This is a genomic window from Pseudomonas sp. B21-017 (assembly GCF_024749245.1).
Taxonomy (GTDB): Bacteria; Pseudomonadota; Gammaproteobacteria; order Pseudomonadales; family Pseudomonadaceae; genus Aquipseudomonas.
The window spans coordinates 2348256-2369294 of the sequence record NZ_CP087194.1 but is presented as its reverse complement, the minus strand read 5'-3'; the positions used below and the strand labels follow the sequence as shown (position 1 = coordinate 2369294).

Genomic DNA, 21039 nt, shown 5'->3' with positions numbered 1-21039 from the left:
TTTACCTGAATAGAAGTCGTGCGGATCGCCCCGTGTCAGTCACTCACCGGACGCTAGCCTGTGAAGCGTACTTGAGTGCCACGTTAATATTTTGCTCGGCCATCAGGAAGCTCACCTGCTCATCTCGATGCCATCCCCACTGTTTCTCAGGAGCCGAACCTGAATATAATTTTCTTTTATTTCAACAGGTTGAATAATTATTCAAGAAACACTTGCAGCTTTAAAACAGCAAAGTGTTTATCCAGTGTTAGCCGGTAAACAGTCAAATCACCACATTACGCACAAACCGCGCCGCCACGTCCCCATCATTGCGATAAGAATGCGGTTGATGACTGGCAAACATAAAGAACTCGCCAGCCGCAATTTTCTGCGGCTGACCGTCAAGCATCAGTGTCAGGCAACCTTCAAACACATAAAGCTGTTCGCTGTAGCCTTCGGCATCCGGCTCCGAGGGGTAATGCTCGCCTGGTTCCAGGCGCCATTCCCAGAGTTCTACTTCGCGGGTGGCGGTGGCTTTGGCCAGCAGCACCGCTTTACTGCCCGGAATCGTACCGGCCCAGGCCAGTTCGTTGATGCGGCTCGGGTCGCGGGCGTCGGGGGCCTGGATCAGGTCGCTGAAGGCCACGTCCAGCGCTTCGGCCACGCGGTCGAGCGTGGTCAGGCTGACGTTCTTCTCGCCGGCCTCGATGGCCACCAACATCCGGCGGCTGACCCCGGACTTTTCGGCCAGGGCGCTCTGGCTCATGTCGGCGGCGTGGCGCAGACGTCGCACGTTCAGGCTGACGTGCTGGAGGACCGAAGCCCGTTGGGTGGAATCTTTGTGCACTATATTGCTCACTGGGTGGCGTTGCGCAGTATACTGCCCAACTTCGGGCGCATTGTGCGTCTCCCTCAGATGGCGCGCAAGGTCATGACGTCAATGAACGCTTCTCATACTTCCCCCCGTTTCTCCCGGTTCAGCAAGGCCGAGTGCGTGCTGGTGCTGATTACCATGGTCTGGGGCGGGACCTTTTTGCTGGTGCAGCATGCGATGACCGTCAGCGGGCCAATGTTCTTCGTCGGCCTGCGTTTTGCCGCGGCGGCGAGCCTTGTTGCGCTGTTCTCCTGGCGTCATCTGCGCGAACTGACCCTGTTCGAACTCAAGGCCGGGGCGTTTATCGGCGTGGCGATCATGCTCGGTTATGGCTTGCAGACTGTGGGTTTGCAGAGCATTCCCAGCAGTCAGTCGGCGTTTATTACCGCGCTGTACGTGCCGTTCGTGCCGTTGCTGCAATGGCTGGTGCTGGGGCGTCGTCCGGGGTTGATGCCGAGCATCGGGATCATGCTGGCCTTTACCGGGTTGATGTTGCTGTCGGGGCCTTCCGGCGCGTCGCTCAATTTCAGCCCCGGTGAAATCGCTACATTGATCAGCGCCGTGGCGATTGCCGCGGAAATCATTCTGATCAGCACCTATGCCGGCCAGGTCGACGTGCGCCGGGTGACGGTGGTGCAATTGGCGGTGACGTCGGTGCTGTCGTTCCTGATGGTGGTGCCGACCCAGGAAGTGATTCCCGACTTCTCGTGGTTGCTGTTGTGCAGCGCTTTGGGCCTGGGCGCGGCGAGTGCGGCGATCCAGGTGGCGATGAACTGGGCACAGAAGAGTGTTTCGCCGACCCGGGCAACGTTGATCTATGCCGGGGAGCCGGTGTGGGCCGGGATTGCCGGGCGGCTCGCCGGGGAACGCTTGCCGGCGATTGCGCTGGTTGGGGCGGGGTTGATTGTGGCGGCGGTGATTGTCAGTGAGTTGAAGACCAAGGGGAAAGTTGTTCCCGAGATCGAAGAAGATTCGGTACAGGAAACCGAACACTGATCGTTCCCACGCGTGGGAACGATCGCGATCTCCTTTGAAACAATGATAAACAGGGTTTCTGCGTCTATCTTGTAGGATTCTGCGACAGCTTGGCGTTTGGTGATCGGGGAGCTGGCACGTATGATGCTTCACAAACTTCCGCAGATTAGAAGCCTATGTCCCTGATAGTTCTACTGCTTCTGCCTTTTATCGGCAGCTGTCTGGCAGCCTTGCTGCCGCACAACGCGCGTAATACCGAATCGCTGTTGGCTGGCCTGGTTGCCTTGATCGGCACCGTCCAGGTCGCCCTCTTGTACCCGCAAATCGCCCATGGCGGCGTGATCCGCGAAGAATTCTTCTGGCTCCCCAGCCTGGGCCTGAACTTCGTGCTGCGCATGGACGGTTTCGCCTGGTTGTTCTCGATGCTGGTACTGGGCATCGGCACGCTGGTTTCGTTGTACGCCCGTTATTACATGTCACCGGACGATCCGGTGCCGCGTTTCTTCGCGTTTTTTCTGGCGTTCATGGGCGCCATGCTGGGGTTGGTGATTTCCGGCAACCTGATCCAGATCGTGTTTTTCTGGGAGCTGACCAGCCTCTTCTCGTTCCTGTTGATTGGCTACTGGCACCACCGCGCCGATGCGCGACGGGGTGCTTATATGGCACTGATGGTCACCGGCGCGGGCGGTTTGTGTTTGCTGGCGGGGGTCATGCTGCTCGGCCATGTGGTCGGCAGCTATGACCTGGACAAGGTCCTGGCCGCCGGCGATCTGATTCGCGCGCATGCCCTCTACCCTATTCTGCTGCCCCTGATCCTGATCGGCGCCCTGAGCAAAAGTGCGCAATTTCCCTTCCACTTCTGGTTGCCCCACGCGATGGCGGCACCGACACCGGTCTCGGCGTATCTGCACTCGGCGACCATGGTCAAGGCCGGGGTGTTCCTGCTCGCGCGCCTGTGGCCGTCGCTGTCCGGCAGTGAAGAATGGTTCTACATCGTCAGCGGGGCCGGCGCCTGCACCCTGTTGCTCGGCGCTTACTGCGCGATGTTCCAGAACGACCTCAAGGGCCTGCTGGCCTACTCGACCATCAGCCACCTGGGTCTGATCACCCTGCTGCTGGGCCTGAACAGTCCGTTGGCCGCCGTGGCCGCGGTGTTCCACATTCTCAACCACGCCACGTTCAAGGCCTCGCTGTTCATGGCCGCCGGGATCATCGACCACGAAAGCGGCACCCGGGACATTCGCAAACTCAGCGGCCTGGTCAAACTGATCCCGTTCACCGCCACCCTGGCCATGGTCGCCAGCGCCTCCATGGCCGGCGTGCCGCTGCTCAACGGCTTCCTGTCGAAAGAGATGTTCTTCGCCGAAACCGTGTTCATCAACGCCACGGCCTGGGTCGAGATGACCCTGCCGATCGTCGCGACCATCGCCGGGACGTTCAGCGTCGCTTACTCCCTGCGCTTCACCGTCGACGTGTTCTTCGGCCCGACCGCCACCGATCTGCCGCACACCCCGCACGAGCCGCCGCGCTGGATGCGCGCGCCGGTGGAGTTGCTGGTGCTCACCTGTCTGGTGGTGGGGATTTTCCCCGCTCAAGTGGTCGGCTCGCTGCTCGCCGCCGCCGCATTGCCGGTGGTGGGCGGCACGCTGCCCGAGTACAGCCTGGCGATCTGGCACGGCTGGAACGCACCGATGTTCATGAGCCTGATTGCCATGTCCGGCGGCATCGTGCTTTACCTGTTGCTGCGTAATCAACTCAAGCAAGGGCGCTTCACGCACCCGCCGGTGATCAGCCGTTTCAATGGCAAGCGGCTGTTCGAGCGCAGCCTGGTGGTCATGATGCGTCTGGCCCGTCGCCTGGAGCGGCGGATCAGCACCCGGCGCCTGCAAACCCAACTGTTCCTGGTGGTACTCGCCGCGGTGCTGGCCGGGGTGATCCCGATGCTGCACAGCAGCCTGAGCTGGGGTGACCGGGCGAAAATTCCGGGCTCGATCGTGTTCGTGATCCTCTGGCTGCTGGCGATTGCCTGTGCACTCGGAGCGGCGTGGCAAGCCAAGTATCACCGGCTAGCGGCCCTGACCATGGTCAGTGTCTGCGGCCTGATGACCTGCGTGACCTTCGTCTGGTTCTCGGCGCCGGACCTGGCCCTGACGCAACTGGTGGTCGAAGTGGTGACCATGGTGCTGATCCTGCTCGGCCTGCGCTGGTTGCCTCGACGGATCGAAGAGGTGTCACCGTTGCCGAGCAGCCTGCGCAAGGCGCGGGTACGGCGGGTTCGCGACTTGCTGCTATCGACAGCGGTCGGTGGCGGCATGGCGCTGTTGTCCTACGCGATGCTGACCCGCCAGACGCCCAACGACATTTCTTCGTTCTACCTCAGTCGCGCCCTGCCCGAAGGCGGCGGCAGCAACGTGGTCAACGTGATGCTGGTGGATTTCCGTGGCTTCGACACCCTCGGCGAAATCACCGTGCTGGTGGCCGTGGCCCTGGCGGTGTTCGCCCTGCTGCGACGCTTCCGCCCTCCGAAAGAAAGCCTGCAACTGCCGGCCCAACAGCGTCTGCTGGCGCCCGATGTGGTCACCGATCTGGTCAACCCGCGTCACGCCAGCGACACCGCGCTCGGTTTCATGATGGTGCCGGCGGTGCTGGTGCGCCTGCTGTTGCCGATCGCCCTGGTGATCTCCTTCTATCTGTTCCTGCGCGGGCACAACCAGCCGGGTGGCGGTTTCGTCGCCGGACTGGTGATGTCGGTGGCGTTCATCCTGCAATACATGGTCGCCGGCACCCAGTGGGTCGAGGCGCAAATGAGCTTGCGGCCGCTGCGCTGGATGGGCACCGGGCTGTTGTTCGCCACCGTTACCGGGCTCGGGGCGATGGCGGTCGGGTATCCGTTCCTGACCACCCACACCTGGCATTTCGAGCTGCCGCTGCTGGGTGACATTCATATCGCCAGCGCGCTGTTCTTCGATATTGGCGTGTACGCCGTGGTGGTCGGTTCGACGCTGTTGATCCTCACCGCCCTTGCCCACCAATCGGTACGCGGTCATAAAACCAGCGCGCAAATCAGGCCCGCGGCCAAAGCCGTTGTCACCCAAGGAGCCATCTGATGGAAGAAGTCATCGCAATCGCCATCGGTGTGCTGGCCGCGTCCGGCGTATGGCTGATCCTGCGGCCACGGACGTTCCAGGTGGTCATGGGCCTGTGCCTGCTGTCCTATGGCGTCAACCTGTTCATCTTCAGCATGGGCAGCCTGTTCATCGGCAAGGAGCCGAACATCAAGGACGGCGTGCCTCAGGATTTGCTGCACTACACCGACCCGCTGCCGCAGGCGCTGGTGCTGACCGCAATCGTCATCAGTTTCGCCATGACCGCGCTGTTTCTGGTGGTGCTGCTCGCCTCCCGGGGCCTGACCGGCACTGACCATGTGGATGGCCGGGAGCCTAAAGAATGATGGCGATGACTCACCTGATCGTTGCACCGATTCTGCTGCCGCTGCTGACCGCCGCCGTGATGCTGATGCTGGGCGAGAAACACCGCCCGCTAAAGGCCAAGATCAATCTGTTCTCCAGCCTGCTGGGACTGGGCATTGCCGTAATGCTGCTGCAATGGACGCAGACCACCGGTGTGCCAGGCTCCATCGGCGTGTACCTGCCGGGCAACTGGCAGGCGCCGTTCGGCATTGTGCTGGTGGTTGATCGCCTGTCGGCGTTGATGCTGGTGCTGACCGGGATCATCGGCGTCAGCGCCCTGCTGTTCGCCATGGCCCGCTGGGACGGCGCCGGTTCGAGTTTCCACGCACTGTTCCAGATTCAGTTGATGGGCCTGTACGGCGCCTTCCTCACGGCGGACCTGTTCAACCTGTTCGTGTTTTTCGAAGTGCTGCTCGCCGCCTCTTACGGGCTGATGTTGCACGGTTCGGGCCGGCCGCGGGTGTCGTCGGGGTTGCATTACATCTCGATCAACCTGCTGGCCTCGTCGCTGTTCCTGATTGGCGCGGCGCTGATTTACGGCGTCACCGGCACGCTGAACATGGCCGACCTGGCGCTGAAAATCCCGCTGGTGCCGGAAGCCGATCGCGGCCTGCTGCATGCCGGCGCGGCGATTCTGGCAGTGGCGTTCCTGGCCAAGGCTGGCATGTGGCCGCTGAACTTCTGGCTGGTGCCGGCGTACTCCGCAGCCAGCGCGCCGGTAGCGGCGATGTTCGCGATCATGACCAAGGTCGGCGTCTACACCCTGCTACGCCTGTGGACGCTGCTGTTCTCCGGCCAGGCCGGGGCCTCCGCGTACTTCGGCGGCGACTGGCTGATCTACGGCGGCATGGCGACCATCGTCTGCGCCGCCGTGGCGATCCTCGCCGCGCAACGCCTGGAGCGCATGGCCAGCCTGAGCATCCTGGTGTCGGCAGGCATTTTGTTGTCGGCCATCGGTTTCGCCCAGCCGAACCTGATCGGCGCGGCGCTGTTTTACCTGGTCAGCTCGACCCTGGCCTTGAGCGCGCTGTTCCTGCTGGCGGAGTTGATCGAGCGTTCGCGTTCGGCCAACGAAATGCCACTGGACGATGACGGCGAGCTGCTGCCACGGCCCCTGGAATCCTTGCAGCCGCCCAAAGGCTTCAACCTCGATGACGACCAGAAAGCCGTGGTCGGTCAGGTGATTCCCTGGACCATGGCCTTCCTCGGCCTGAGCTTCATCGCCTGCGCTTTATTGATTATCGGCATGCCGCCGCTCTCCGGTTTTATCGGCAAACTCAGCCTGCTCAGCGCCCTGCTCAACCCGCTGGGCCTGGGTCATGGCAGCGACGAGCCGGTATCGAACGGCGCGTGGGGGTTGCTGGCGTTGTTGATCCTGTCCGGATTGGCCTCGTTGATCGCTTTCTCGCGTGTGGGTATCCAGCGTTTCTGGACCCCACAAGAGCGGCCATCGCCCTTGCTGCGTCGTCTAGAATGCGTGCCGATCATGGTTCTGCTGGGGCTGAGCATTGCGCTGACGTTCAAGGCTGAACCGCTGTTGCGCTACACCCAGGCCGCCGCTCAAGCATTGAATAACCCTCAGCAATACGTGATGGCGGTGCTCGGCACCCGTGCGGTGCCGAGCCCTGAAGCCAGGGCAGCACTGGTGGAGGTGCAACCATGAAGCGTCTGTTTCCTGCGCCGTGGTTGTCACTGTCCTTGTGGCTGCTGTGGCTGCTGTTGAACCTGTCGATGAGCCCCGGCAATGTGCTGTTGGGCGCGGTATTGGGCCTCTGTGCCCCACTGATGATGCGCAAGCTGCGGCCGTTGCCGATCCGCATTCGTCGCCCCGGGGTGATTTTGCGTTTGTTCTTGCTGGTCGGGCGCGATGTGCTGGTGTCCAACCTCGCCGTGGCCTGGGGCGTGCTCAATGCCGGGCGGCGTGCGCCTCGCTCGCGGTTCATCAAGGTGCCGCTGGACTTGCGCGATGCCAACGGTCTGGCGGCGCTGTCGATCATCTGCACGGTGATTCCCGGCACGATCTGGTCGGAACTGGCGCTGGATCGCAGCATTCTGTTGCTGCACGTTTTCGATCTGGATGACGAAGGCCCATTCATCCAGCACTTCAAGGCGACCTACGAGCGCCCCTTGATGGAGATCTTCGAATGAGCGCATTGCTGTCGAACGCGATCCTGCTGAGCCTGTTCATCTTTTCGCTGGCGATGATTCTGACCCTGATCCGCCTGTTCAAGGGCCCGTCGGCCCAGGACCGGGTTCTGGCCCTGGATTACCTGTACATCATCGCCATGCTGATGATGCTCGCGCTGGGCATTCGTTATGCCAGTGACACTTACTTCGAGGCGGCGCTGCTGATCGCCCTGTTCGGCTTCGTCGGCTCATTTGCCCTGGCCAAATTCCTGTTGCGTGGCGAGGTGATCGAATGAACGCTGAACTGTCTTTGTGGGTGGAAATACCGGTGGCGATTCTGCTGGTGCTCAGCAGTCTGTTTGCACTGATCGGCGCGGTCGGGCTGCTGCGGATGAAGGATTACTTCCAGCGCATGCACCCGCCGGCGCTGGCCTCGACTTTGGGCGCGTGGTGTGTGGCACTGGCTTCGATCATTTACTTTTCGGCGCTCAAGTCGGGGCCGGTGTTGCATGCCTGGCTGATTCCGATCCTGTTATCGATCACGATGCCGGTGACCACGCTGCTGCTGGCCCGGGCAGCGCTGTTCCGCAAGCGCATGGCGGGGGATGATGTGCCGGCGGAAGTGAGTAGTCGGCGCACGGAACCCGGGAGTTAGTTCAGGGATTTGTGTTGATTGGCGGGATCTCTTCGCGGGCTTGCTCGCGAAAGCGATTGACCGCCCCCCTCAGATCCAGGCCACTGCCAGCAACCCGGCCCCCAACACCAAGCACAACGGCGAATACGCCCAAGTGTCGAGCCGGGCAAACTTCGAATCCTTGACCTGCTTGAAGAACCCCACCAGATTCGAATCGCCGATCGCCCGAGCGAACATCAGCAGAGCAATCGCGCTAATTACCCATTGCAACGACCAGTGATGCACCGTGGGCAGATACAGTCCGACCCGCAGGCACACCAGCATCGCAATCAGCAGCAAACCCACCGCCACCAGCAGCGTGCCAAAGCCCGATGGCTTGAACGCCGGCCTTGATGCCTCACCGTCCTCCCCGGGTACGCTCGGTACCACCGCCTCGCTACCCCACTTGCCACCCGCCGCCCAATACAGGTGGATCAGGCTGATGACCAGAAAGATTGCAGCAATCCATTGCGCGACCAAAAGGCTCATATTCAGACGTCCCGTGTGAAATGTTGCAGCAGAATGAACTTCCTTGCGCGATTTTAAAAGCGCCCAGTACAAGCAGGCGAAGCCTGCAATCTTTTGACTTTGCTTCCAACGGCAAAATCAAAAGATCGCAGGCTTCTACGAGTTTTATGTACACCCGAGCAGTTTATTTCAGCTGGGCAGCGACTTTATCCGCCACATCCTTGGGCACCCAGGCCTGCCACACCTGTGGGTTCGCCTTCATGAACGCCTCGGCCGCTTGACGTGGCGGAGTGTGTTTTTCACTCATCTCCGCCAGGGCCTTGTTCAACGCTTCGATCGGTAAATCGACCTTGCTGAAGAACTCGGTGAGCTGTGGGTACTGTTTCTGGAACGGCGCGGACACACCGATGGACAGCTTCGAGGGCAGTGAGCGAGTCGGCTTCGGATTAGGGTTGTCGGCCTCGGTCAGGGTTTTCCAGGCTTCGGCGTCGAATGGCGGCTCTTGCAGTTGAATCAGCTTGAAACGGCCGAGCAATGGCGTCGGCGACCAGTAATAGAACAGGACTGGTTTGCCGCGACGAATCGACGAACTGATCTCCGCGTCCAACGCCGCCCCCGAACCACTGCGAAAGTTCACGTAGCTGTCGTTCAGCCCATAGGCCTTGAGCTTCTGCTTGTTGACCACCTCCGACGTCCAGCCGATCGGGCTGTTCAGGAAGCGCCCCTTGCTCGGGGTTTCCGGGTCTTTGAACACATCCTTGTAGCGCGGCAGATCACTGACACTGCGCAGCCCCGGCGCCAGCGGCTTGATGCCCTTGGCCGGGTCGCCCTTGATCACGTATTCCGGCACCCACCAGCCCTCGGTGGCGCCCTTGACCGTATCGCCCAGGCTCGCGACTTTGCCCTCGGCCTCAGCCTTGACCCAGACCGGACTGCGGCCCGCCCACTCTTCGCCAATGACCTGAATGTCATTGTTGGCCAAGGCGGTTTCCAGGGTAATGGTCGTTCCGGGCAAGGTATCGGTCGGCAAGCCGTAGCCCTGCTCGACGATGATCCGCAGAATCTCGGTGATCAGGCTGCCACTTTCCCAATTCAGGTCGGCAAAGTGAATCGGTGCCTGGGCAGCGAATACCGGAACGGGTGAAACCAACAAGCCGAACGTGGCCAGGGTAGCGGCCAGTAACCGTCGTAATCCCTTCATGCTCTTGCACCTCGTGCTGTTCACAGCAATAGCAGGATGGCCTGACAAAGAAGACCACAAGCCTCTGAATACTCAGTCAACTGACTGTAGTAGAGGTTTCTGCTTTCGAGGGGCGAGGATTATTTTTCGGAAGGTTCCTGCAAGCGCGCAAGCTCTCTTCTGACCATGCTGGCGTACGCCGCCGGGCGCAACATATAAATTTGTGACGCTACCCAACTCAGCCAGGCTCCCTGCAGAACGGCCTTTTCAGCCAACAGGCGCTGGGCCTCGGCGTGTGCACTGGCCTGGTTCTGTTCATGGAAATCGGCGCGGGTCTGGGTCATTACTCGCTGGCCTTGAAGGTCACCAGTTCGCCTTTGCGCCACTTGGCGGCCTTGGCAGTCACGGCTTTCAGTGTCTTGGTCAGGCCTTCCTGCAATTGTTGGTGGGCCGCAAACACCATCACCACGCTATGACCTTCCTTGAACACAATGCCGTGGCCGTCCGCGGTGGTCACGAACGCGTAATCCCCCAGTCCGTACACCGTCAATTTGATTTCGCGGAACTTGATATCCAGTTTTCCGCCTTCGCGGCTGGGCAATACGGAAGCGCTGAAATGATCGCCGACCTTGAGTTTCAGCCCGGGCTTGTCGTCTACCACCAGCGCGGCTTCGGTGTCGATCTCGGCAATGTAAATGCCTTCAGCGTTCTGTTCGGTGATGTAGACGAAACGTGACTGAAACTGTTTAACCAGCTTTGCGCGCAAATCACCCAGTACGAACAAAGCATGCATATCGAGATTACTTACTGCCAAGGAAACATCCCCACATCTGAAAATGATGCCGTACGCAGGAAACGCGCACAGCAGAAAAAAGCGGCAATGCCGAGGTTTAGCCAAATGACCCGGGTCGTAATCCTGGAACGAGCAGAGGGCTCATTCATCGCGAGGTTTGGGAAGATTACTGGAACATCCCCCGCGTCGTCTTGCCTGGCGGTCGTCAGAGGTTGAAGGAAAACGCCCTTCTGACGGCCAGAAAAACCGGATCACCAACTTTAGGGAAAAATCTCTTTAAAAAAAGCACTTTTCTGACATATCGCCAGTAAAAAATTGCTTTAGATGGGCAGCAATCGCCAACCAGTGAGAGCGATTCTAGAGCAGCCATGCTCACCGAGACTACCCAAAACAACGTACGCACGTCGGTAAAACCACGAAAAGGACTTCATATGTGCACACTGACTCAGTTCGCCCAGCCTCACACACACCACACAAACGGCTCGTCACTTCTGCAATCGATAGTACTCCGCCAGCAGGATTTCCTCCCTGAGGCGCATCTGCTCCCGCGTTTTCAGGTGGTATTGGCCGGCAACGCCTTTTTCCACATCAGGGAAATATCCACCGGACGTGTCAGAGGTTTCCGCGCCGACCATAACGAAGCCTGCGCCCTTGCCCGCTCGCTCGAGTCTCGCAACTGACTCATCTTGCGGCATTCACATTTATAGACGTTTCGTCACGCCGGCGACTTAACTCAGCCGCCGGCAGGCAACTACTGCCATACTGCCCGCCCTATGAAACCCGTCTCCAGGGTGGACGGCGCTCAATACAACATAATATTTCAAAGGGAAGACTGCTACGTGACGGAATTTGATATCGGTGAATTTTTTATCCGGGGCGAAGCCAGAGAGGTCGACGGTGAATTCCAGGCAGTCATTATCATGCGCGCCAAACCACCGTTGACCACGGTGTCGTATCACCAGGTCGAAAAGGATCGCTGGTTCAAGACCGCGGAAGTCGCGACGATTGCCGCCCAAGAGTCCGCCAAAGCCCTGAAGCTTGCCGTCGATGACGGTGCGTTGAAGGGCTGACCATCGGGTTTGCAGTCTATGCTCATCCCTGCTTTGAACATCGTTATCGAACTCCCTGGTGCGCGGCCCCCTCAGATGCAATGAAGCCGCACCTCAGACCTCACGCCCGAGGCGATTGATTATCTGCAAGGAGATGAAGATGGATTCACCCACACATGACTTGAAAGGCTTGTTCGACCAGCTCGGCCTGGACTCCAGCGAAAAGGCCATCGACGATTTCATTGCCCTGCATTCACCGTTGCCCGATGACAAGAAACTCATCGATGCCGAGTTCTGGACTCCGCAACAAGCCGGCTTCCTCAAGGAACAACTGCGTGAAGACGCCGATTGGGCGCACGTGGTCGACGACCTGAACCTGCGCATGCACCAGATTCACTAGCTGAGGCTCAATGCAGGCTGTCGGGCATTTCGACGTTCAATTGTGCCAACCAGGCAGCCCTGCACTCCTCGGCTTCATTACGACTGGAGAACACCGTCCCCCGGTGCTCACCGTTGAGCAGCACCACCCAACAGACGCTCTGCCCCATCGCTCGCAAACTGGCGGGCACGCCGCTGCCAATCATGACCGCGACATCGACTTTGCTTTGCATGCTGACCTCTCGAATTTCATTAGCGACCTAACTATGCAGGCATGTTAATGAGTTCATCCTCGAGGAAACAGCAACGGCGTTGCACAGCTTCGTTGCATATGCGGTAACAATTGCCAGGCTATCAGCGAGGCTTTTCCGGTTTGTAGCCCAACCGCAATCCACCCCAGTGGCGCCCCTTGAGCATGATCGGCACCGAGAGGTCGTGCATCAGTTCACCGGTGTCGCGGGTGTAGGTCTGCAACAGTACGGCCTGCTGGTGGCTGCCACAGCGAATCCCGGTGCGGTCGGCGAACTTGCGCTTGGTGCGGTTTTGCAGGGTATCGACCTGCACGTCGCCGGTCAGTGGCTGGCTGAACACCGTGTTGTGGGTCGGGACATACCCCTGCTGCGTGCAGGCAATGGCGAATACCAGGCCTTCGTGACGCGGCAGCAACGGTTCCTGAATCGCCGGCAAGACCTGATCGGTGTAACGGTCGAAGCGGGTCTGGTATTTGGTCGGGCTGGTGTTGGGGATCGTCTGATAATTGCGATCAAACAGGTCGTCGAGGCTGATCCGGCCCTGGTCGATATCCGCCTCGAAACGCGCCGCAATCTGACTCGCCCCTTCGCGGGCCAGGTCGTAAATCCGCTGATGATAGTCATCCAGCCCGACTTCGGCGAGACGTTCACTGATGGTTTCGGCCTGCCCTTCCATTTGCACCGCCGCCTGGGCCAGGCGCTGGGTTTGCTGGTCACTGATCGCCAGGTCGCTGCGCATTTGTTCGATGGCGTGGAACAGGCTGTCGAGTTGTTCGCGATTAGTGTCTGCGCCCAGAGCGATTTCCCCGACCTGCCTTTCAACACCGGCCGCCAGGCGCGCGATGTTTTCCAAGTGCTGCCCCGTGTGCTCGACCTGCGCAACGCCAGTATTCAGGTCGCTGGCCAACTGACGAATCTGCTCCACCACTTGCGCCGTGCGTTGTTGAATGTCAGCGACCATCTCCCCGACTTCGCCGGTCGCCGTCGCCGTGCGCGCGGCCAGGCCACGAACCTCATCGGCCACCACCGCAAACCCGCGACCGTGTTCCCCGGCCCGCGCCGCTTCGATGGCTGCGTTCAACGCCAACAGATTGGTCTGGCTGGCGATGGACTGGATCACCAGCGTGACCCGCTGGATATCGTCACTGCGCAGGCTCAGGGCTTCGATCAACTCGCGGCTGTTGCTGGCACGCTGACTGAGTTGATGCATGCGCGCGATGGACTCGATCAGTTCCGTACGCCCTGCCGCACTGCTCTGATGGGCTTCGCTCGCCGCGCTCAAGGCTTCCCGGCTGAGTGTCGAGGTAGCCTGTTCGGTGGCGATCATCACTTCAGCGCTGCTGACAATCTGTGCTGCGGCGCCGAGTTGCGATTGCAGCTTGTCGGCCAGTTGCTTGACCGAAAAGGCCACGCCGGCGGCCGACAAGGCGTTATGACTGGTGGTGTAGGAAAGATCGCGAGTCAAACCGGCGATGGCGCTGGCGTTGTCAGCCGGGGTTGCCTGCGGCAGCGTGCGCGAGCGCAGGCGCGGCAGCCAGATAATCAGCACAGCCAATGGCAGGCCAAGGTAAAGCGACCAGCCAGCCAATGCCATGCCACACAGCAAGAGCATCAGGGCGATGCTTTGCAGAGTCGGCGTGAGCCACTGGTTTTTCGGCAAAAGTACGGCTGCGGGCACTGCCCCAGCCAGAGACCCGTCTCGCATCATCGTTTGTCACCCCAGGCATCTTCTAATTGTTGTATCCGCATTAAACGCCACCACAAGGCCATTATCTATGGTCCGTTAGTAGTGGGGGGTTGCAGCAGATCAATAGAAGTTGCACGGGTGTTTTCGCAGACGTCGAAAAGCAAAGATCGCAGCCTTCGGCAGCTCCTGCACGGGTTCACATAAACCTGTAGGAGCTGCCAAAGGCTGCGATCTTTTCAAGGCAGCCAGTTATTAGCTGGCTGCCTCACAAAATCAGGCCTGACGCTGGTGCTTGTCGATCTGCTCGTGACGTTCTTGAGCTTCGATGCAGTACTTGGTGGTCGGGCTGATCAGCAGGCGCTTGAGGCCAATTGGCTCGCCGCTGTCATCGCACCAGCCGAAGCTGTCTTCCTTGATGCGTTCCAGGGCCTGTTCCAACTGAGGCAGCATGCGCTGGTCGCGATCGATCGCGTTCACCAGCCAGGTGCGCTCTTCTTCGACAGAAGCTGCGTCAGCCGGATCGGCCGGGGTGTCCAGGCTCTCGATGGCGATGCGATTCTGTTCGATGCGCTCATGGGTTTCGACTTTCATGTTCTGCAACAGCTCAGAGAAAAAAGCATGTTGCTCGGCATTCATGTAGTCATCCGCCGGCATGGCCAGCAACTTGTCCTTTGTCATTGATATCTCTATAAAAAAACGTGCATTAAGGCGAATTAGGGAGCGTTCCGTTGAGCCTTGTGCGGTCATTGGAACGGCGCCGTTTATTCCAAGCGCCACCCGGCACTCAATTTACGAGGGGCGGCAGTCTAAGGCCGACTTGAGGCCTCAGCAACTGAAAAGACAGCAAATCTGTCCGACAAAGCCCTGAAAGTGCTCTATGGCGAGCTTTGAGGCGCTTATCGGAGTGCGTTTATAGCAAGAAATTCAGTCCAGCGGCTGTATATAGAAGACAAACGGCTGCGCCACGCGGGTCAGGCGTGGCGCAGTTTCGTCTTTCGTGTGGTTTAGCGCTTGAGTTTGCGCTTGTTGCGGTACTGGTCGATGACCACCGCCACCACAATAATCAGCCCCTTGATAATGTCTTGAATATAAGCGTCAACACCGACAAAGGTAAAGCCGCTGGCCATGACCCCGAGAATCAATGCGCCGATCACGGTGCCGGTGATGCGCCCAACGCCACCGGCCAGGCTGGTGCCGCCGATGACCGCCGCGGCAATCGCGTCCAATTCATAAGACATGCCCATCCCGGCTTGCCCGGTCGCGGCCCGTGCCGATGCCACCACCCCGGCCAAGCCGGCAAGCAACCCGGCGATGCTGTAGACGATCACCAGATGGCGCTTGACGTTGATCCCGGAGGTGCGCGCCGCCTGCATGTTGCCGCCAATGGCGTAGGTGTATTTACCGTACTTGGTGTAGCGCAGGGCAATGTGAAAGATCACTGCCACCACCAGAAAGATGATCACCGGCATCGCGCCGTGCCCTATGGCTGTGTAGGAATCCGAGAGCATGCTCACCGGCTGACCTTCGGTGTAGTAGCGCGCCAGACCGCGCGCCGAGACCATCATGCCGAGGGTGGCAATGAACGGTGGAATCCCGGTGATTGCAATGATGCTGCCGTTGATCGCCCCCGCCAGCAATCCCACCCCCAGCCCGGCGATCACTGGAATCCACACCGGCAAGTCAGTCAGGGACGGAAACACCGCCCGGGCAAAGTCCGAGGTCTGGGCCAGGCTGGCGGCAATCATCGCCGACAGCGCCAGCACCGAACCCGAGGAAAGGTCGATACCGGTGGTGATGATGACCTGGGTTACCCCGATTGCCAGCAGGCCGATGATCGACACTTGCAGGATCATCAGCACCAGGCGCTGAGAGTTCATCAGGAAGCTCTGGTCCCGCACGATCCAGCCGAACAGCTCGAAGACCAGGCCGATGCCGATCAGTACCAGGAAGATACTCAGCTCGGTCGGGAAGCGCCGACGACTCTTGACCGGTGCCATTGCAGGCTTGTTTTCCAGTATCGCGTTCATAACCACTCACCCTTCTATTGCGTCATCGACGGCGGCCATGGCCACCGCCGGCATCCATTAGTGAACCGCGGACATGCCCGAGGCCAGTTGCATCACTCGTTCCTGGGTCGCTTCGCTGCGGTCGAGGGTGCCCATCAGGTCGCCCTCGTGCATGACCATGACCCGGTCGCTCATGCCCAACACTTCCGGCAGTTCCGAGGAAATCATGATCACCGCCATGCCTTCGCTGGCCAGGTACGAGATCAGCCGGTAGATCTCGGCCTTGGCGCCGACATCGATGCCCCGGGTGGGCTCGTCGAGAATCAGGATTCGCGGGTTGGTCATCAGCCAGCGCGCCAGCAAGGCCTTCTGCTGATTGCCGCCGGACAAGGTATCGATGCACTGCTCCAGCGACGGCGTTTTCACCCGCAGCTTCTTGCACATGTCTTCACACAACGCGCGCAGGGCTTTCTGCTGGATGAAGCCGTTGCCGACGTAATGGGGCAATACCGCCATTTCCATGTTTTCCAGCACCGACAGGCACGGGAACAGGCCGCTGAGCTTGCGATCTTCGGTCAACAACGCGAAGCCCTTCTCGATGGCCATGTGCGGATCGGTGATGCGCACCACCTCGCCGTCGAGCCGGATCTCGCCACCGTCACTCGGAGTGATGCCGAAAATCGCCTCGGCGACATTGGTCCGCCCCGAGCCCATCAACCCGGCAATGCCCAGGATCTCCCCGGCATGCAGGTCGAAGGAGACATCCTTGAAAATGCCGTCCAGCTTGAGATCGCGTACCGACAGCAACAGATCGCCGATCGGCTTCTCGCGCACCGGGAACAACTGGCTCAGTTCGCGACCGACCATCATCGAAATCAGGCTGTCGCCGTCCATGCTGTCGGCCCGTTGCAGGCCGATGTAGGCGCCGTCGCGGAATACCGCCACTTCATCGGCGATGCTGAACACTTCGTTCATTTTGTGAGTGATGTAGATGATGCCTTTGCCCTGGCTCTTGAGGTCGGCAATGATCGAGAACAGGTGAGCGACTTCCTTATCGGTAATGGCCGAAGTCGGTTCGTCCATGATCAGGATGTCGGAGTCGTAGGACACCGCCTTGGCGATCTCGACCATCTGCCGTTCGGCGATGCTCAGGTTGCCCACCTGCTCTTCCGGGTCGAGATTGATCCGCAGCCGCTCCAGCAGTTTGGCGGTGCAGCGGTGCATTTCGCGGTGATCGATCATGTGCAGGCCGTTGAGCTGCTCACGGCCGATCCAGATGTTCTCGGCGATGCTCATGTGCGGCATCAGGTTGAGTTCCTGGTGAATCATCGCGATCCCGGCCTGGAGCGCGGCCAGTGGCGTTTCGAAGACCACCGGCTTGCCCCGCAGGCGCAACTCGCCAGCGTCCGGCTGGTAGATGCCGGCAATGATTTTCATCAGGGTGGATTTGCCGGCACCGTTTTCGCCCATCAGCGCCAGCACGGAACCGGGACGCACCCGCAGCTGTACGTCGGACAAGGCCACCACACCGGGAAAACCCTTGCTGACGTTGATGATCTCCAGCAGGTACGGCTCATCGACAGGTGTTGCGGTTGGCTGGATACCCACCAACGGGGTGCTCGAAGCAGTCGCTGAAGCGAACATGATCAGGTACTCCATCAGCAAGGTCGCGTCGCAACCTTGCGTGCTTATTGTTGTTATCGAACGGACGGACTATTTGAACTGGTCAACGTTTTGCAAAGTGATCAAGCGATACGGCACCCACACGGCCTGCTCCACCGGTTCGTTCCTGGCCATTTTCACCGCCGTGTCGACCGAACCATCAGCCTGCCCCTTGGCGTCCTGGAACACCGAAACCAGCAGAGAGCCCTTCTTCACCGCGTTCAAACCGTCGGGCGTACCGTCAACACCGGCGATCAGCACACTGCCTTTGGCGACACCCGCCTGTTGCAGGGCCATGGCCGCGCCAATCGCCATCTCGTCGTTGTTGGAGACGACCGCGTCGAACTTGCGGCCCTGGGTCAGCCAGTCGTTGACCAGGGTCATGCCCTTGTCCCGCGACCAGATGCCGCTCTGCTCTTGCTCGATCTTGATGTTCGGGTACTTGGCCAGCACCTCTTTTACGCCCTTGGTGCGGTTGGTGGTGGAGTTGTTGGCCAAATCACCGAGCAGAATCACGATGTCGCCCTTGCCGCCCATTTTTTCCGCCAGGTACTGCATCTGCATCTGACCGGCCTCCAGATCGTTGGAGGCGACAGTGACCACGCCTTTGGGCAGGTTCATGTCGTCGGGACGACGATTGACGTACACCAGCGGAATACCGGCCTTGACCGCTGCTTCAGTGATTTTCTTGGTGGCGGCGGTATCCACCGGGTTGACCACAATGGCGTCGACCTTCTGGCTGATGAAGCTTTCTACCTGGCTCAACTGCCTGACCACGTCGCTGCGCGCATCCTCGAACTGCAGCTTGACGCCATCGGGATAGGACTTGGCTTTGGTGTCCATGGATTCGCGCAGGTAGGTCAGCCAGGTGTCATCGAACTGCGCCATGCTGACGCCGATCTTCATATCAGCGAGTGCGGCACCGCTGGCGAGCAACAGGGACAAGGCGAGTGAGGCGAAACGGGTCTTGGTCTTCATGAAAGGTCTTTCTCCACATTCTTGTTGGTTTTATGGATAAGGCGTGACGATTTCAGTAAGCGGGCAAGCGGACTATCGGCGCTCCCGGAATGCAGCAGACCAGGGCGCCCTTGCGTTCAACGCAAAGCAAGCGAAAGACGGAATGAAACGAGACGCGAGGCAGGTCGCGAGAGAGGTGCAGCGCGGAACGTAAAGCATGCAGAGTAGAGTTGAAGGTTTTCATCGACGGTACCTGGCTTTGTTTCTTGTTTTTGGTGCGTCCTTCACTCGTTCAAGACCTGCTTGAGCGTGATCGGACGTTGATAGTCGGCAACCTGGAAACGACTTTATTGGAAAATAATTTCTATATCAACTCATTTTAGAATTTTATTCTGATTTTGTTCCATGGCTTTCAAATGCGCTCAACGCCACCACTTGATGGCGCTCGAAACTGAGCCGCGCAGCGTCTAGCACGCGGGTGGTCGCCAGTGCATCACGGGCCTCGACCGGCAGTGGGCCACCGCTCTGTAACGCGGTTTGTAGCTGCAAATAGAACTGGTTCCAGCAGCCTCGCTCAGACGGCACCCGCTCGCGCACCTCGCCCTGTTCGAACCAGCCCCAGCGACGATGCTCTTCGACGCCCCAGCGCTCGCCCTCGGATTTGGGCGTGAGCCCGGCCAGGGTCGACGCCTCTTGCCCGTCCAGACCGTCGACGCTGTAGCAGCCCTGGGTGCCGGTCACGCGAAAACGCGGGCCGGGGGTGTTTTGCAGGCAACTGCCACTCAGGTGCGAGATCACGCCACTGGCATGGGTCAGGGACATGAAGAAGCCGTTGTCGAAGGTCTGGCCTTTTTCGAGGTAATCCAGTTCGGCGTAAACCCGGGTGACGGGGCCAAACAACAGCAACGCCTGATCCACCAGATGGCTGCCCAGATCGCGCAGGAAACCACCGCCGCTGCCGTTGTTCACCGACAGTGGCGAGTAGCGTTCGATCCGCGACTCGAAACGGGTGACCTGGCCCAGGGCACCAGACCCGATGAGTTTGCGTACGGTGAGGAAATCCGAATCCCAGCGCCGGTTCTGGTAGACGCTCAAATGTACGCCCTGACGCTCGGCCATGGTGATCAGGGTTTGCGCCTGTTGCGTATCGGCGGCGAACGGCTTGTCGCTGACCACCGCCACCCCGTGTTCGATGGCGTCGAGCACCAACGCCGGACGACCTTTGAGCGGCGTGGACACCACCAGCACATCAACCCCGGCTTCGACCAGTTGGCCAATGCTGTCGAAGGCCGGCACACCGGGATGTTCCGTGGCCAGCAGTTGTCGGCGCTCGGCGGAACGGGTGACCACGCCCACAAACGTCGCCGCCGGCAAACTGCTGATCAGCGGCGCATGGAAAAACCGGCCGCCATGGCCGTAACCGACAAGTCCGATACGCATAATTAATTCCTGTGTTCACATGATCCGTAGGAGCGAGGCTTGCCCGCGAAGCTTTTAGCGATCTTGAGGGCCTCTTCGCGGGCAAGCCTCGCTCCTACAGGGGGTGGGGCTATTGGCAGAGTTCGCGGGTCACGCGTTCGAGCATCATTCGGTTGGACTCGTCCGGCCGGTCTTCCCAGGCGAATACCGAGACGGTGGCGATGCCATCGAACTTGATCTCGCGCAAGGTGCCGAAAAACGCTTCCCAGTCGACCTCGCCCTGGCCGATGTCCAGGTGCTGATGCACGGTGGCAGTGACACCCGGCGGGTTGACGATGTAGCGCAAGCCCGAGGAAGCCTTGTGGTTGTAGGTGTCGGCGATGATCAAGTGACTCAGCTTCGAGCCGGCGTACTTGAGCATCGAGGCGATGTCACCCACGCCATCGTCATAGAAAAACGTGTGCGGCGCGGCGTAGAGGTAGTTGATCCAGTCGCGGTCCAGACCGCGAATGATGTCCACCGACTCGTTGTTGCGCTCGCAGAAATCATAAGGATGGGCCTGGATATCGAGCTTGATGCCTTCGCGTTCGAACTCGGGGATCAGTTCGTCCATAGAACGCATGAACTGGTTCTCGCAGACCAACGGGTTGTCCGACTGACCGGTGAACTCGGTGTTGACCAGCTCGCAGTCCATCTCCACGGCAATCTGGATCGCCCGCTTCCAGTTGCGCACGGCGGCCACGCGCAAACCTTCATCGGCGGCGGCCCAGTGGTACATGGGTAATAAGGAAGAGAGTTTGACCCCGGTATCGCTCAGGGCTTTGCGAAATTCCTTGATCCGCGCCTTGTCGACTCGCGGGGCTTTATAGAACGGCAGGAAATCTTCTCGGGGCGACAGCTCGATGTGTTCGTAACCGAGCTCGGCGACCTTGTCGACCATCTTGCCCAGGGACAGGTTGCGGTACATGTAGGGGTCTAGTGCGATGCGCATGTTTTTTTGTTCTCCTTAACCAGAAATCGACACCATCCCCTGTAAGAGCGAGGCTTGCCCGCGAAGACGGACCTTCAGCCGACATCAATGTTGAATGTGT

The 21039-nt window shown here is 59.8% G+C and carries 23 protein-coding genes and 1 pseudogene; 10 read left to right on the top strand and 14 right to left on the bottom strand.

Annotation, left to right across the window (positions count from 1 at the left end; all coding sequences use genetic code 11):
- Positions 1-39: 39 nt before the first annotated feature.
- Positions 40-130: pseudogene (locus tag LOY28_RS30065) on the bottom strand (ABC transporter ATP-binding protein); the annotation flags it as partial.
- 132 nt (positions 131-262) lie between these two features.
- Positions 263-826 (bottom strand): helix-turn-helix domain-containing protein, encoded by a 564-nt coding sequence (locus LOY28_RS10760; protein WP_258613718.1) that lies wholly within the window; start codon positions 824-826, stop codon positions 263-265.
- Between LOY28_RS10760 and LOY28_RS10755 the strand changes: the two genes are divergently transcribed.
- The 7 genes from LOY28_RS10755 (at position 821) to LOY28_RS10725 (ending at position 8080) form a co-directional block, all read left to right on the top strand.
- On the top strand, positions 821-1849 hold the full coding sequence (locus LOY28_RS10755) for a DMT family transporter (protein ID WP_064617040.1): 1029 nt from the start codon (positions 821-823) through the stop codon (positions 1847-1849). The genes LOY28_RS10760 and LOY28_RS10755 overlap by 6 nt on opposite strands.
- Positions 1850-2004: 155 nt before the next feature.
- The gene (locus LOY28_RS10750) at positions 2005-4935 is read left to right on the top strand and encodes a monovalent cation/H+ antiporter subunit A (protein WP_258613716.1); all 2931 of its coding nucleotides are present in this window, start codon (positions 2005-2007) and stop codon (positions 4933-4935) included.
- Positions 4935-5279, top strand: coding sequence for a Na+/H+ antiporter subunit C (locus LOY28_RS10745; RefSeq protein ID WP_007935994.1), 345 nt, complete (start codon positions 4935-4937; stop codon positions 5277-5279). Before LOY28_RS10750 ends, LOY28_RS10745 begins: the two co-directional genes overlap by 1 nt.
- Positions 5276-6961, top strand: coding sequence for a monovalent cation/H+ antiporter subunit D (locus LOY28_RS10740; protein ID WP_018928013.1), 1686 nt, complete (start codon positions 5276-5278; stop codon positions 6959-6961). Before LOY28_RS10745 ends, LOY28_RS10740 begins: the two co-directional genes overlap by 4 nt.
- Positions 6958-7446, top strand: coding sequence for a Na+/H+ antiporter subunit E (locus tag LOY28_RS10735; RefSeq protein ID WP_258613714.1), 489 nt, complete (start codon positions 6958-6960; stop codon positions 7444-7446). The genes LOY28_RS10740 and LOY28_RS10735 overlap by 4 nt, the downstream gene beginning before the upstream one ends.
- The gene (locus LOY28_RS10730; protein ID WP_008151692.1) at positions 7443-7721 is read left to right on the top strand and encodes a K+/H+ antiporter subunit F; all 279 of its coding nucleotides are present in this window, start codon (positions 7443-7445) and stop codon (positions 7719-7721) included. Before LOY28_RS10735 ends, LOY28_RS10730 begins: the two co-directional genes overlap by 4 nt.
- Positions 7718-8080: a Na+/H+ antiporter subunit G gene (locus LOY28_RS10725; RefSeq protein WP_018928015.1), complete on the top strand. Its 363-nt coding sequence runs from the start codon at positions 7718-7720 to the stop codon at positions 8078-8080. Before LOY28_RS10730 ends, LOY28_RS10725 begins: the two co-directional genes overlap by 4 nt.
- A gap of 69 nt (positions 8081-8149) precedes the next feature.
- Here the strand turns inward: LOY28_RS10725 and LOY28_RS10720 are convergent, their stop codons facing one another.
- From LOY28_RS10720 to LOY28_RS10705, 4 genes are all read right to left on the bottom strand, one after another.
- The gene (locus LOY28_RS10720) at positions 8150-8587 is read right to left on the bottom strand and encodes a DUF3995 domain-containing protein (protein ID WP_018928016.1); all 438 of its coding nucleotides are present in this window, start codon (positions 8585-8587) and stop codon (positions 8150-8152) included.
- Positions 8588-8750: 163 nt separating this feature from the next.
- A complete protein-coding gene (locus LOY28_RS10715; protein WP_064617035.1) occupies positions 8751-9767 on the bottom strand; it encodes an ABC transporter substrate-binding protein in 1017 nt (338 codons plus the stop codon).
- 119 nt (positions 9768-9886) lie between these two features.
- Entirely contained in the window at positions 9887-10090 is a 204-nt protein-coding gene (locus tag LOY28_RS10710) for a hypothetical protein (protein WP_007935975.1), read from the bottom strand.
- Positions 10090-10560 carry a hypothetical protein gene (locus tag LOY28_RS10705; RefSeq protein ID WP_026286571.1) on the bottom strand — a complete coding sequence of 157 codons (471 nt, stop codon included), beginning with the start codon at positions 10558-10560 and terminating at the stop codon, positions 10090-10092. The genes LOY28_RS10710 and LOY28_RS10705 overlap by 1 nt, the downstream gene beginning before the upstream one ends.
- A 410-nt stretch (positions 10561-10970) precedes the next feature.
- Between LOY28_RS10705 and LOY28_RS10700 the strand changes: the two genes are divergently transcribed.
- From LOY28_RS10700 to LOY28_RS10690, 3 genes are all read left to right on the top strand, one after another.
- Complete coding sequence (locus LOY28_RS10700; protein ID WP_258614429.1) at positions 10971-11219, top strand: hypothetical protein; 249 nt, start codon at positions 10971-10973, stop codon at positions 11217-11219.
- Between the two features lie 159 nt (positions 11220-11378).
- Positions 11379-11609 carry a hypothetical protein gene (locus tag LOY28_RS10695; RefSeq protein ID WP_138867231.1) on the top strand — a complete coding sequence of 77 codons (231 nt, stop codon included), beginning with the start codon at positions 11379-11381 and terminating at the stop codon, positions 11607-11609.
- 139 nt (positions 11610-11748) lie between these two features.
- The gene (locus LOY28_RS10690; protein WP_018928021.1) at positions 11749-11988 is read left to right on the top strand and encodes a DUF2789 domain-containing protein; all 240 of its coding nucleotides are present in this window, start codon (positions 11749-11751) and stop codon (positions 11986-11988) included.
- A 7-nt stretch (positions 11989-11995) separates the two neighbouring features.
- Here the strand turns inward: LOY28_RS10690 and LOY28_RS10685 are convergent, their stop codons facing one another.
- From LOY28_RS10685 to LOY28_RS10650, 8 genes are all read right to left on the bottom strand, one after another.
- On the bottom strand, positions 11996-12199 hold the full coding sequence (locus LOY28_RS10685) for a hypothetical protein (protein ID WP_258613707.1): 204 nt from the start codon (positions 12197-12199) through the stop codon (positions 11996-11998).
- Between the two features lie 121 nt (positions 12200-12320).
- Positions 12321-13544 carry a methyl-accepting chemotaxis protein gene (locus tag LOY28_RS10680; protein WP_370741122.1) on the bottom strand — a complete coding sequence of 408 codons (1224 nt, stop codon included), beginning with the start codon at positions 13542-13544 and terminating at the stop codon, positions 12321-12323.
- Between the two features lie 633 nt (positions 13545-14177).
- Positions 14178-14582: a TraR/DksA C4-type zinc finger protein gene (locus tag LOY28_RS10675; RefSeq protein ID WP_007935965.1), complete on the bottom strand. Its 405-nt coding sequence runs from the start codon at positions 14580-14582 to the stop codon at positions 14178-14180.
- Between the two features lie 326 nt (positions 14583-14908).
- On the bottom strand, positions 14909-15931 hold the full coding sequence (locus LOY28_RS10670) for an ABC transporter permease (RefSeq protein WP_007935962.1): 1023 nt from the start codon (positions 15929-15931) through the stop codon (positions 14909-14911).
- A gap of 57 nt (positions 15932-15988) precedes the next feature.
- Positions 15989-17554: a sugar ABC transporter ATP-binding protein gene (locus tag LOY28_RS10665; protein ID WP_018928025.1), complete on the bottom strand. Its 1566-nt coding sequence runs from the start codon at positions 17552-17554 to the stop codon at positions 15989-15991.
- A 69-nt stretch (positions 17555-17623) separates the two neighbouring features.
- The gene (locus LOY28_RS10660; RefSeq protein ID WP_018928026.1) at positions 17624-18550 is read right to left on the bottom strand and encodes a sugar ABC transporter substrate-binding protein; all 927 of its coding nucleotides are present in this window, start codon (positions 18548-18550) and stop codon (positions 17624-17626) included.
- A gap of 366 nt (positions 18551-18916) precedes the next feature.
- Positions 18917-19969 carry a Gfo/Idh/MocA family oxidoreductase gene (locus tag LOY28_RS10655; protein WP_018928027.1) on the bottom strand — a complete coding sequence of 351 codons (1053 nt, stop codon included), beginning with the start codon at positions 19967-19969 and terminating at the stop codon, positions 18917-18919.
- A 109-nt stretch (positions 19970-20078) separates the two neighbouring features.
- Positions 20079-20939, bottom strand: coding sequence for a sugar phosphate isomerase/epimerase family protein (locus tag LOY28_RS10650; protein WP_007939382.1), 861 nt, complete (start codon positions 20937-20939; stop codon positions 20079-20081).
- Positions 20940-21039: the final 100 nt, after the last annotated feature.